At 66.1% G+C, this 12,876-nt stretch carries 9 protein-coding genes; 3 read left to right on the top strand and 6 right to left on the bottom strand.

Features of this window, described 5'->3' with window-relative positions; translation table 11 throughout:
• Nucleotides 1-47 precede the first annotated feature (47 nt).
• From J4P02_RS03295 to J4P02_RS03285, 3 genes are all read left to right on the top strand, one after another.
• Entirely contained in the window at nt 48-968 is a 921-nt protein-coding gene (locus J4P02_RS03295) for a LysR substrate-binding domain-containing protein (protein WP_426187770.1), read from the top strand.
• A 9-nt stretch (nt 969-977) separates the two neighbouring features.
• Complete coding sequence (recG, locus tag J4P02_RS03290; protein WP_426187768.1) at nt 978-3,053, top strand: ATP-dependent DNA helicase RecG; 2,076 nt, start codon at nt 978-980, stop codon at nt 3,051-3,053.
• Between the two features lie 78 nt (nt 3,054-3,131).
• Nucleotides 3,132-4,532, top strand: coding sequence for an aminoacyl-tRNA deacylase and HDOD domain-containing protein (locus J4P02_RS03285; protein WP_426187766.1), 1,401 nt, complete (start codon nt 3,132-3,134; stop codon nt 4,530-4,532).
• A 45-nt stretch (nt 4,533-4,577) separates the two neighbouring features.
• Here the strand turns inward: J4P02_RS03285 and J4P02_RS03280 are convergent, their stop codons facing one another.
• The 6 genes from J4P02_RS03280 to J4P02_RS03255 all read right to left on the bottom strand — a co-directional run bounded on the left by J4P02_RS03280 (nt 4,578) and on the right by J4P02_RS03255 (nt 12,875).
• Nucleotides 4,578-4,961 (bottom strand): helicase, encoded by a 384-nt coding sequence (locus J4P02_RS03280; RefSeq protein WP_426187764.1) that lies wholly within the window; start codon nt 4,959-4,961, stop codon nt 4,578-4,580.
• 140 nt (nt 4,962-5,101) lie between these two features.
• On the bottom strand, nt 5,102-6,037 hold the full coding sequence (gene tagQ / locus J4P02_RS03275; RefSeq protein WP_426187762.1) for a type VI secretion system-associated lipoprotein TagQ: 936 nt from the start codon (nt 6,035-6,037) through the stop codon (nt 5,102-5,104).
• An 83-nt stretch (nt 6,038-6,120) separates the two neighbouring features.
• Complete coding sequence (locus J4P02_RS03270) at nt 6,121-7,833, bottom strand: formylglycine-generating enzyme family protein (protein ID WP_426187760.1); 1,713 nt, start codon at nt 7,831-7,833, stop codon at nt 6,121-6,123.
• Entirely contained in the window at nt 7,826-9,028 is a 1,203-nt protein-coding gene (locus J4P02_RS03265) for an ABC transporter permease (RefSeq protein WP_426187758.1), read from the bottom strand. Before J4P02_RS03265 ends, J4P02_RS03270 begins: the two co-directional genes overlap by 8 nt.
• Nucleotides 9,028-9,744, bottom strand: coding sequence for an ABC transporter ATP-binding protein (locus tag J4P02_RS03260; protein ID WP_426187756.1), 717 nt, complete (start codon nt 9,742-9,744; stop codon nt 9,028-9,030). The genes J4P02_RS03265 and J4P02_RS03260 overlap by 1 nt, the downstream gene beginning before the upstream one ends.
• Complete coding sequence (locus J4P02_RS03255; protein ID WP_426187754.1) at nt 9,744-12,875, bottom strand: serine/threonine-protein kinase; 3,132 nt, start codon at nt 12,873-12,875, stop codon at nt 9,744-9,746. The genes J4P02_RS03260 and J4P02_RS03255 overlap by 1 nt, the downstream gene beginning before the upstream one ends.
• Between the last annotated feature and the right edge of the window lies 1 nt (nt 12,876).

Below are 12,876 nucleotides of genomic sequence, written 5' to 3'. Positions count from 1 at the left end.
ATCGATTGCGCCCGTTATGCTTGGCCGCAACCTCATGGACGCCCGCTATGACCCTTACAGAATTACGCTACATCGTTACCCTCGCCCAAGAGCAGCATTTCGGCCACGCGGCCGAGCGCTGCCACGTCAGCCAGCCCACCCTCTCGGTCGGCGTGAAGAAGCTTGAAGACGAACTCGGTGTACTGATTTTCGAGCGCAGCAAAAGCGCGGTGCGTCTCACGCCAGTGGGCGAAACCATTGTCGCCCAGGCGCAGAAGGTCCTGGAGCAGGCCCAGGGCATCCGCGAACTGGCCCAGGCCGGCAAGAACCAGCTGACCGCGCCCCTCAAGGTCGGTGCCATCTATACCGTCGGCCCTTACCTGTTCCCCCACCTGATTCCACAGCTGCACCGGGTCGCCCCGCAGATGCCGCTGTATATCGAAGAGAACTTCACCCACGTGCTGCGGGACAAACTGCGCAACGGTGAACTGGACGCGGTGATCATCGCCCTGCCGTTCAACGAGGCCGACGTCCTCACCCTGCCGCTGTACGACGAACCCTTCTACGTGCTGATGCCCAGCGACCACCCCTGGACCAAGAAGGAGACCATTGACGCCAGCTTGCTCAACGACAAGAGCCTGTTGCTGCTGGGCGAAGGCCACTGCTTCCGCGACCAGGTGCTGGAAGCCTGCCCGACCCTGACCAAGGGCAACGACGGCGCCAAGCACACCACCGTGGAATCCAGCTCCCTGGAAACCATCCGCCACATGGTTGCCTCGGGCCTGGGCGTATCGATCCTGCCGCTGTCGGCGGTGGACAGCCATCACTACGCCCCCGGGGTGATCGAAGTCCGCCCGCTGACCCCGCCCACGCCTTTCCGCACCGTGGCCATCGCCTGGCGCGCGAGCTTCCCGCGGCCCAAGGCCATCGAGATCCTCGCCGACTCGATCCGCCTGTGCTCGGTGGCCAAGCCACCTGTCGCGAACTAAGCGATCGCGATGACTGAGCTGTCGAAAGTGCCGGTCACGGCACTCAAGGGTGTCGGTGAAGCCATGGCCGAAAAGCTGGCCAAGGTCGGCCTGGAGAATCTCCAGGACGTACTTTTCCACTTGCCCCTGCGCTATCAGGATCGCACCCGCGTAGTGCCGATCGGCGCCCTGCGCCCCGGCCAGGATGCGGTGGTCGAAGGCACCGTCAGCGGCGCCGATGTGGTCATGGGCAAGCGCCGCAGCCTGCTGGTGCGCCTGCAGGATGGCACCGGTGGCCTGAGCCTGCGCTTCTACCACTTCAGCAACGCACAGAAGGACGGCCTCAAGCGTGGCACCCGGGTACGCTGCTACGGCGAAGCCCGCCCCGGGGCCTCGGGGCTGGAGATCTACCACCCGGAATACCGCGCCATCAGCGGCGACGAACCGCCGCCGGTGGACCAGACCCTGACGCCGATCTACCCCCTCACCGAAGGCCTGACCCAGCAGCGCCTGCGCATGCTCTGCCAGCAGAGCCTGGCCCTGCTCGGCCCGCGCAGCCTGCCCGACTGGCTGCCGCTGGAGCTGGCCCGGGACTACCAGTTGGCGCCGCTGGACGACGCCATCCGCTACCTGCATCACCCACCGGCGGACGCCGATGTCGATGAACTGGCCCTGGGGCACCACTGGGCCCAGCACCGCCTGGCCTTCGAGGAACTCCTGACCCACCAGCTGTCCCAGCAGCGGCTGCGCGACAGCCTGCGCTCCCAGCGCGCCCCGGTGCTGCCGCTGGCCACGAAGCTGCCGGCCAAGTACCTGAAGAACCTGGGCTTCGCCCCCACCGGCGCGCAACAGCGGGTCGGCAATGAAATCGCCTACGACCTGAGCCAGCCCGAACCCATGCTGCGCCTGATCCAGGGCGATGTCGGCGCCGGCAAGACCGTGGTCGCCGCCCTCGCCGCCCTGCAAGCCCTGGAAGCCGGCTACCAGGTGGCGCTGATGGCGCCCACCGAGATCCTCGCCGAGCAGCACTTCATCACCTTCAAGCGCTGGCTCGAGCCCCTGGGCCTGGACGTCGCCTGGCTCGCCGGCAAGCTCAAGGGCAAGGCCCGCAGCGCGGCCCTGGAACAGATCGCCGGTGGCGCGCCCATGGTGGTGGGCACCCACGCCCTGTTCCAGGACGAAGTGCAGTTCAAGAACCTGGCCCTGGTGATCATCGACGAGCAGCACCGTTTCGGCGTCCAGCAACGCCTGGCCCTGCGCCAGAAAGGCGTCGGCGGCCGGCTCTGCCCGCATCAATTGATCATGACCGCCACGCCTATTCCGCGGACCCTGGCCATGAGTGCCTACGCCGACCTCGACACCTCGATCCTCGACGAACTGCCTCCCGGCCGCACCCCGGTGAACACCGTGCTGGTCACCGACAGCCGGCGCATCGAGGTGATCGAGCGGGTCCGCGCCGCCTGTGCTGAAGGGCGCCAGGCCTACTGGGTCTGCACCCTGATCGAAGAATCCGAGGAGCTCACCTGCCAGGCTGCCGAGACCACCTTCGAAGACCTCTCCAGCGCCCTGGGCGAACTGCGGGTGGGCCTGATCCACGGGCGGATGAAAGCCCCGGAAAAAGCCGCAGTGATGGCCGAGTTCAAGGCCGGCCAGCTGCAGTTGCTGGTGGCCACCACGGTGATCGAAGTGGGGGTCGACGTGCCCAACGCCAGCCTGATGATTATCGAGAACCCGGAGCGCCTGGGCCTGGCGCAACTGCACCAGCTGCGCGGCCGAGTCGGGCGCGGCAGTGCTGCCAGCCATTGCGTGCTGCTCTACCACCCGCCGCTGTCACAGATCGGTCGTCAGCGCCTGGGCATCATGCGCGAAACCAACGACGGCTTCGTCATCGCCGAAAAGGACCTGGAACTGCGTGGCCCCGGGGAAATGCTCGGCACCCGCCAGACCGGCCTGCTGCAATTCAAGGTCGCCGACCTGATGCGCGATGCCGACCTGCTGCCGGCGGTGCGCGACGCCGCCCAGGCCTTGCTGGAACGCTGGCCGGATCACGTCAGCCCTTTGCTGGAACGCTGGTTGCGCCACGGCCAGCAATACGGTCAAGTGTGAACCAACCCTCAGTTAGTGGACCATTGGCATAACCAAGCTGGTTATACTCGTCAAATTGTAGAAAACGGATACCAGACCATGACCGAAGTCGCCCTCGCCACTGAGACCCCGCACGCTCCGTCTGTTATCCGGTTGCTGCTCGGCAAGCTGGCCATCAGCTACAACGAAGTGCTCGACCAGCCAGGCCTGCCGGCTGCGCGCAAGGTCCAGGCAGTATTGCTGGACGACGCCGTCGGCGCGCTGATGGTGCTGTTCCCGCAGAGCCAGCTACTGGACCTCAACCGCCTCGCCGAACTCACCGGCCGCCGCCTCACCGCGGTGTCCAGCGAACGCCTGGAGCGCATGCTCGGCAAGCACAGCCTGAGCCTGCTGCCCGGCCTGCCGGCACTCACCAGCTCACCCTGCCTGTACGAAGAAAGCCTGCTCAAGGAACCCAGCCTGCTGATCTATTCGGGTGAGCCCGGGGTGCTCCTGGAAATCACCAACGAAGCCTTCAAGAGCATGCTCAGCAAGGCCAGCGCCGGCAACTTCGGCGAGCCGGTGAGCCACATCCATCCCAATCTCGATCGCCCGGATGATGACCGCGAGGAAATCTCCCAGGCCATGCAAGCCTTCACCGCGCGGCGTATCCAGCAACGCCTGGAAGCCACCATCGAGATCCCGCCGCTGGCGGAAACCGCGCAGAAAATCATCAAGTTGCGGGTCGACCCCAACGCCACCATCGACGACATCACCGGTGTGGTGGAAACCGACCCTGCCCTGGCCGCCCAGGTGGTCAGCTGGGCCGCTTCGCCCTACTACGCCTCGCCGGGCAAGATTCGTTCGGTGGAAGACGCCATCGTGCGCGTGCTGGGTTTCGACCTGGTGATCAACCTGGCCCTGGGCCTGGCCCTGGGCAAGACCCTGAGCCTGCCCAAGGACCAGCCACAACACGCCACGCCCTACTGGCAACAGTCGATCTACACCGCCGCGGTCATCGAAGGCCTGACCCGTGCCATGCCTCGGGCCCAGCGCCCGGAAGCCGGCCTGACCTACCTCGCCGGCCTGCTGCACAACTTCGGCTACCTGCTGCTGGCCCACGTCTTCCCGCCGCACTTCTCGCTGATCTGCCGGCACCTGGAGGTCAACCCGCACCTGTGCCACAGCTTTGTGGAACAGCACCTGCTGGGCATCAGCCGCGAGCAGATCGGTTCCTGGCTGATGCGCTACTGGGACATGCCGGACGAGCTGTGCACCGCCCTGCGCTTCCAGCACGACCCGAATTACGACGGTGCCTACGCCGAGTACCCGAACCTGGTATGCCTGGCGGTGCGCCTGCTGCGCAGCCGCGGCATCGGCTCCGGGCCCCACGAGGAAATTCCCGACGCCCTGCTCGACCGCCTGGGCCTGGATCGGCAGAAAGCCGATGACGTGGTGAACAAGGTACTGGAAGCCGAAGTGCTGCTACGGGAACTGGCCTCGCAGTTCAGCCAGGCCTGATCCCTGCCCGACCAGCCGGCTCCCCCGGGAGCTGGCCTGCCAGCGTCAAGCCTTGGGCTTGGCCTTCTTCGGTTTCAGGTACTTGGTCAGGCCCTGGAACCAGATCACCAGAGCCGGATTGCCCTTGATCTGGATCGACTTGTCCTGAATACCTGTCATGAATGCCAACTGCTTGTTCTTCGCCTGCAGGGTGGCGAAGCCGTAGGCGGCATCCTTGAAGGCAATGGCGAACGCCGGCTCGGGATAGAAGCCCGAACGGCTGGTGACACGCTGGTCCTTGACGAAGAAATGTCGAGCAACCTTGCCATCGAGAGTCTGTAGCTGGAACACCAGCTCCTTGTCCCCCAACTGTTGCTGAAAAGCAGGATTGTTGCGGCTGGCTTTGCCCATCAACAGGCCAAGCGCCCAGAGAAGAAAACGAAATTTCATGCACCGCGCCTCAGTGGAATTATTGGATGGCTGGCGCAGTTTAACCGCTCACGGCGAGAGCGCCAGTCGATCTGCGTGTTCACTCGAAGATCGACTGGCGTTCAATGCTTATCGCGACATCTTGTCAGACAATCGCCCAATCAGACGTTAGGGCAAGGCACCGGTGCCCAGTCACCCAGGTCCGGGCTCTTGCACATGCTGTTGACCTGGGTCTGGCCAGTGCTCGCCACCTGATTGCTCTCGGCCTGCTTGGTCTTGGCCTGCTGCATCGACTTCTCGGTGTTCACCGCTTCCTGAGGCACGGTAGGCAGCTTCGGCGGCTTCACTTTCTGCGGCTGCTTTTTCTTGCCGCCGCCGATGGTGGTCACGGGAGTGGTGTCGGCGGTGGCAACTTTCACCACGTCGGTACGCTGCACGCCCACCTGCTGCAGATCCTGCTCGTAGGCCTGGTTGTACTTGTTCAGGTCTTCGCTGGCACGGCCGTTCACCGCGGTGATCAGGTCGTTGGACTCTTTCAGGCCGGCAACGATTTCCGCCAGGCGCTTGCGCCCTTCCATATCATTGATGCTGTTGGCCTTGCGGGCGCTGATCAGGCTGTCGAAGGCGCGCTGGTAGCAGGTCTGCGAAGCCCGGGCATAGGCCGTGCTGCGGTCGATGTCGGCCACGCTCTTGTTGACATCGGTAGCGTAGGAAGCGATGCGCTGGTTGTCATCGGCGATCTGCTTCTGGCGCTCGGTGTAGTAACCGGCGGCACCACCCGCCAGGGCACCACCGGCGGCGCCAATGGCAGCGTTGCGGCCGCGATTGTCGCCGCTGCCGGTCAGGGCGCCGAGCAAGGCACCGCCCGCAGCACCCAGGGCAGCCCCGGTGACCACCGATTTGGTCATGTCCGAATCGGTGGAGCGCAGGTGCTGCACCGGTTCGTAGCAACTCGGGTAGTACTCGACCTTGGTGGTGGAAGCTACCTTGGATACCGGAGAGGTCGCGCAACCGGTCAATACGGTGCTGAACCCGGCGGCAATCAACAGCAGGTGGCGCTTGGACGTTGAAGCAAGTGGGTTGCGGGAAAATAGCATGTTGGTGATCTCGATTAAGTTTGACCCTCTCGGTACGACACAACGTCGCCCGAGTTCCTCCAGGCTCGACAGACAGCGGCCGATCATGACTTCTGAGCGGTCGATGCGAGCAGTTCCTTCAAAATCGTCGCCGGATCGGCTCGCCGTTGCTGGCGATAATCCCCGACATGGCGGACGAATAACGTAGCGCGCGTTACCAGGCTCTTACCGAGCACCGGCTTGCGATTGAGCTCTTCCTTGACCCGTTGAAACTGCGCCTGGATCACCGCGTCGGTGTAACGGGTGCCCGTGGCCAGGTTGTCGATATAGATCGCCAGCGCCCCGTCCAGCGCACTGCGGCCGTTGTCGATGGCTTCGGCGAACAGCTTGGTGCTGGGCTCGTCCTTGGCATCGATGGCCTGCTGCTGGCTCTTCTTCAGGTTGGTCAGGCGAATGTTGTAGTTGTTGATGGTCTCGGCCACCAGCGCGGCGGACTGGATCAGGTTGCCGGCCGCCTCCTCGCGCTGCTGGGCAATCAGCGCGACATTGCGCTTGAGCTCCTCGTTGACCAGCCCCAGCTCCGCCTGCAGACGCGGATCGACGCTGGCGGCAATGATGCTGTCCAAGCGCTTGGTGGGGTCCTGGGCGTCGTCGATGGCATCGGTCAGCGAGGCCAGGCGACCTTCCTTCTGCCATTGGGCGAACAGTTCCTTGTAACGTGAGCGCGGTGCCGACAGGGCACCGATGGCCACCCGGAAACCCGTGGTCTCGTTGCTCTGTTCGGTGCCGTCGGCGCCGAACAGCGGGTACTCGCGACGCATGCCGGTAAACAGCGTGCCCTCGCCTTCCAGGTAGTTGCCGCCCTTGACCACGAAGCCGCCATAGGTGCCCTGACGGCGGCCGGCGCGCACCAGCTGGAAGGATTCCTGGACCATCTCGGCGGCGTTGCCGATCACATCGAACATGCCAATGGGGTTGGGCAGCTTGGTGCCGATGGGCATCAGTCGCGCCGCCTGGCCAGTGCCACCGGCCACCTGGTTGAACACTGCCCAGTCCGCCAGCGGCCCGTCGCCTTCACTGCCTTCCACGCGCCGCGGGAACAGCCGGCCCTCCAGCTCCTGGCGGCTGACCGCCTGGCCACCGCGGGCGGCGTACTCCCATTCCACCTCGGTGGGCAGGCGTACAAAACCCAGGCCGCCATCTTCCGAGGAACTACCACGCCCGCTGACCGGCAGCAGGTCGCGGTGATTCTTCATCAGCCAGGCGCTGTACACCGCAGCGAAACGCTCGGCCTCGAAGCGCGACAGCTTGACCTTGGGCAAGCGCCCCTGCAGGCCATCCGGCGCCTCGCAGGCCGGGGCCGGCTCGCCGCTGGCCAGAGACTGGGCCTGCGCCATCACCTGGGCGTACTGGCGTGCAGTGACCTCGTACTTGCCGATGAAATACAGCATCGGCTTGAGCGGCACCCCGGCGCCGGTCTTCGGCAGCGCCGGGCCAATGGTCTTGCTCCAGGTGCCGGAGAGGTCCTTGAGGGTGAACTGGCCGTTGATGTAGTCGCGGCGATAACCGGAAATGAACGACTGCTGATAACCGCTCTCGCCCTCGCTGAAGGGGTAGCCGAGGTTCACCTCGCGGTCGTCCAGGGTGCCCTGGGCCAGCACGTAGACATAGCGGAACACCATCTCGCCGTCACACGGCAGCGGCAGGCTGACGTCGTCCGCCAAGGGCTTGGGGTTATCCATCTTGTTGCCGGCCTCATCGGCCCACGCGGCACCGGCCAGGCCCATGGCCAACACCAGGCTGATCAACTTAAACATCACGAATTCCTTCACAGGCTTCAATGCGCGACACCCGCCAGCCCCCCAGCGCTGCGGCCAGGGTGCTGACGCCGAGCGTCGCCAACAGGGCCAGCCCGAAATGGGCCGGCAGCAGGTGGCTGGCGTATTCGCCCGGCACCTGCATGAACAAATGATTCAACCCGGCCTGGGCCAGGCCATACAGCGCGCCACTGAGCAGCGCGGCAAAACCGGCGCTGTACAGCGCCTGGGCCACCACGAACAACAGCAGCGCGCCGGTGGAAAACCCCAGCAGGCGCAGCACCGACAGTTCCCGGCGCTTGCGCTCCACCGCCGCCAGGGCACCGGCAAAAATGGCCGCGAACGCCCCCGCCAGGGCCAGCCCGGCAATCACCCAGAACACGATGGACAGGTTGCGGCTCAAGGACTGCACCTGGGCGATGGTCTGGGCCTGGGTCGACACCAGCAGGCCGCGCTCGGCGAAATACCGGCGCAATGGTTCGACGTCGTCGAGGCTGCGGGCATACAGGCGAAACGCCGGGTAGACCCGCTGCGCCGAAGCGCCCTGGGCCTCGCCGAGCCAGCCCAGGGCCGCCACGGCGCGACCGTCGCGGTAGTCCTCGGCGGCCTCCAGCAGTGTCAGCGGGGCGAACAGCGCGTCCCGGGCGAAAGCTTCCAGAGGCAGAATGCCCTGCACCTGCAGCCGGGTCCGCTGCACCTCGCTGCGGCCCGCCACCTGGCGGCCAAAGCTGGCCTGCAACCAGTCCCCAGGCTGCACCCCAAGCTTCTCGGCGGCGGTGCGGCTGAGCAGCACCCCGCTGAGGCCCTGCGGTGCCGGCAAAGGCCCGAGCAAGGGGTCCGAGGCGGCGGTAGGGAGCATTTCCACGGTCAGGCCTGCCTCTCCCGTGCCTCGGGACAAATCGGCCGTGGCGGCGATCTGCCGAGTCCTCGGCAAGGCAAAGGCGACCTCCGCCCGCTGCCCCAGCTCGGCGACGAACTGGGCACTGAAGCGCCCACCGCCCAGGGGAATGATCTCGCGCACCGCCGGGTCTTTTTCCAGGCGTTCGGTAAGGCTGCTGACCAGGCCGAACTTGAGCCCGAACAGCACCAGCAACGGCGCGATCACCGCCACCAGGGCCAGCACCGAACAGGCCGACAACCAGGTATCGGCGCGATAGTCCTGCCAGGCCAGCACGGCGGTCAGCGAGGCACGCATCAGCAGGCCTCCCCGAGAATCGCCGTGACCCCGCCATCGGCGTCGCGGCGACAAGCAATGCGCCGCACCTGCAAACCATTGGCCCGGGCCAGGGGTTCGTCATGGGTGGCGATCACCGAGCACACCCGCTGGTCCCGAGCCTGCTGTACCAGCAGTTGCATGACCCGCTGGGCGTTCAAGGGGTCCAGGGCCGCGGTCGGCTCGTCCGCCAGCAGCACTTGCGGGCCGTGGGCCAAAGCCCGGGCGCAACTGACCCGCTGGCGCTGGCCCACCGACAGCGCGGCGGGTTTCTTGTGCAACTGGTCGGCAATTTCCAGGCGCTCGGCCAGGCGCCGGGGAATGCCCTCGTCCGCCAGCCCCAGCAACTGCCGGGGCAGGCCGATATTCCCGCGCACATCGAGAAAGCCCAGCAAGCCGCCGGTCTGCAACACATACCCCAGGTGCCGGCTGCGCAATTCGGCCAGGGCGCTGTGCCCCGCCGTGCGCCAGATCCCGGCAATGTCGATGGGCTGCCTGGCCGGGGTGAACTCGAAGCGCACCGCCGAATCCGGGGCCAGCACCAGCGCCAGCAGGTCGAGCAAGGTGCTCTTGCCGCAACCGCTGGGGCCAACCACTGCCAACTGATCGCCCGCGCGCAGTTGCAGCCTGGGAATTTCCAGGCTGTAGCGCTGGCGACCCTCGCCGCGGCTCTTGCGCACCTGCGTCAGATCGAGCATCACGGCAAGGTCGACAACGGTACGCGGTACAGGGCGTCACCCGGCTCGGCATCGCCGAAGCGCACCCAGTTGGCCAGGTCGTTGTGGAAGGTTTCGTAGAGACGGATCTTCGAATCCAGCTCGTCGATAAAATCTTCCTGCTCGGCCACGCTCAGGGACAGCCACAGGTCCTGGGTCATGTTCAGCGACTTGCTGCGGTACGGCAGCCCTTCCAGGTATTCCCCCAGCACGCCGCCGTCGGCCAGGTTGCTGCCCTTGCGCAGGGCCGAAGGGTCGCGGCTCATGTAGGCACTGGCGCTGGCGATCTCCTGGAAGAAATCCTTGGGCGAGGTCTGGGTCTTGCGCGCCGCGTCGACAATCAGTTTCAGCGACTGCTGCAAGTCGTTGAGTTGCAGCTTGGTGAGCATCACACACACCTGGAACGCCGGCAGCGCCGGGTTGGTCAGGTCGCGGTCGGCGGTCCAGGCGCTGACCAGCTGTGGCGCCTGGCTGGCGGCCTTGCGCCCGAGGAAATCCATGTGCATGGCATAGCCGATGGCCGCCGACTTCTGCGCGATGCTCGGCGCCGCCGCCAGCAGCGGAACCTCCTGGTTCTGGTTGCTGCGCACCTGGTGCACCAGGTCGGCGAACACCGTGCCGATCTCGTCGACCCGCTCGCCGAACTTGCCCACATCGCCACCGGGCACCGGAATGTACAGGTCGCCGATCTTCGGGTTGGCGTCGGCGGTCAGCACCCGGTACTGGGTTTCCGCCTGGGCATGATTCTTCTTGCCGGCGTCGGTGCGCAGGTGCAGGGCATAGATCTTGATCTGCTTGCCCAGGGCCGCCTGGCGCACCTCGGCCTCGTTCATCTGGGTGCGGCTGTAGGGGTCGTTCTTGCGCAGTGCCCCGGCATCGCTGACCAGCAGGATCAAGCGCCCGCCGTAGCCTTTCCAGTCCATGCCTTCCACGGCCTGCATGACCCCGGCAAAGGCGTCCTCGTTGAACGAATGGCTGGAAACGTTGGTGGCCTTGACCTGGCCCACCAGCTCGGCGAAGCGTTGCGGGTCGCGGCCCTGGTCCAGGGTCACCAGGGTCTTGGTCACGTACTCGAGCCCCGGGGTCTTGCTGGTGTTGTTGCGAAAACCCACCAGGCCAAAGCTGACACTGTCCAGTTCACCCCGCGCGGCGAGCTTGCCCTGCAGTTCGTTAACCACAGTGCGCACCCGGTCGATATAGGGCTGCATCGACACCGAGGTGTCCACCACCAGCACCACCGCCGTGCGGAAGGCATCGCCCCCCGCCTGGACGGCACTCACCGGCAGGCTCTGGCCCTGGCTGTCGCTGATGCTTTGCGGGCTGTTGCCCGGGTCGATGGAGGCCACATTGAGCAACTGCACCGACTGGCCGTTGTCGTCGAAGCTCTCCTTGGAATCGAAGATCGGCAGCAAGTAGAACTGGTCCTGGGGCACCGCGCTGGCATTGGGCTCCAGGGCCAGTACCTGCTGTTCATCCTGGGGGTTCTTCTGCGCCTTGAGCAGCACATTCTTCGCCGCGGCAGGGTCCGCCAGCAGGCGTTCCAACTCACTGGCCTGGCGCACGAACATCACCGGCGCGCGGCCGGAACGTTCGGTGAACTTGAGCACCAGGCTCTGCTTCCAGTCGCTGACCTGCTCGGCCGGCAACCAGCCGACGCTGCGGCCATCGCTGGCGGCGCCCAGGCGCAGCCAGGAGCGACCGTCGAGGTTCTTGCGCTGGTACACATAGAGCACCGAGAACGCTGGCACCGCAGCGCCCGGGGCCGCCCCCGGCTCACTGGAGAAACTCGCCCCCGGCTTGCTCAGCACGCGCTGGTAGAGGGTCTTCTTGCCCGGCATCAACAGCGGCCGCTGGCCACCATCCACATCCGCCGCCAGCGCCTGGTTCACCGGCGGCGCCACCACCGCTGCCGTGGTATTGGCCGTTGTGCTGCCGCTGTTCGCCGCCGTCTTGGGCGGGGCCGCGGGGCTATCGCCGGACAGCCACCAGTAGGCGCCGCCAGCCACGGCCAGGGCCACCGCCACGGCAACCCCGGCCAGGGCCAGCACCGGGCCACGGCGCTGGCCGGAATGTGCGCTGTCCGCAGGCGGCAGGTTGGACGAACGCGGCGGTACCGGTGGTGGCTGAGGCGGTTGTTGTGATGGTTGTTGTGACGGTTGTCGAGGCGTTTCCTGACGCGGCGCCTGCTGCGGAATCTCGATGGACACCGGGGTCAGCCCGGCCAGATCCTGGGGCGCAGGCTGAGGCATGGCCTGAGGCTGGGCCAGAGGCGGCAGCGGCAAGGGCTGGATCAGCGTCGCCTCGACATCGGCCGCAGCGGCGGCCGGCAGGCTGTCCAGGGCCGCGAGCAAGGCCGCCGCATCCGGATAGCGTTCCGCCGGGTCCTTGGCCAGCAGCTTGCGCAGGATGTGCTGGTAGCGCCCGTGGTGCAGCGGCAGCTCCGGCAACGGCTCGGTGAGGTGGGCCAGGGCCGTGGACAGGGCATCGGTACCGTTGTACGGCAACTCGCCCACGAGGATTTCATACAGCACCACGCCCAGGGCATAGAGGTCGGCGCGGCCGTCGATGTCCTGGCCGCGGGCCTGCTCGGGGCTCATGTAGCTGGGGGTGCCCACGGCGAAACCGGCCTGGGTGAACTGGGTACGGTCATCCAGGGACTTGGCGATGCCGAAGTCCGAAAGCACCGCCGTGCCGTCGGCGCGAAACAGGATGTTGGCCGGCTTCACATCGCGGTGCACCAGCCCCTGGGCATGGGCATAACCCAGGGCCGAGGCGATCTGGCGAATATAGGTCAGGCCCTGCTCCGGGGTCAGGCCGGCGGCGATGCGCTCTTTCAGCGTGCCGTTGGGCAAGTACTCCATGGCCATGTAGTACAGCTCGCCGACATTGCCGATGTCGTGGATGGTCACGGTGTGCGGGTGCGACAGCCGCGCCAGGGTCTTGCCCTCGCGCAGGAAGCGCTCGCAGAAACTCGGGTCGGCGGCCAGGGCCGCGGCCATCACCTTGAGCGCCACCTTGCGCTCCAGAGAGCGCTGGGTGGCCAGGTACACACTGGCCATGGCGCCTTCGCCAATCTCGCCCTGAATGTCAAAGCCGGGAATCAGAATGTCCATG

Origin of the sequence: Pseudomonas sp. NFXW11 (assembly GCF_049887815.1) — a bacterium.
Classification (GTDB): domain Bacteria; phylum Pseudomonadota; class Gammaproteobacteria; order Pseudomonadales; family Pseudomonadaceae; genus Aquipseudomonas.
This window is presented reverse-complemented; position numbering and strand designations above follow the sequence as displayed.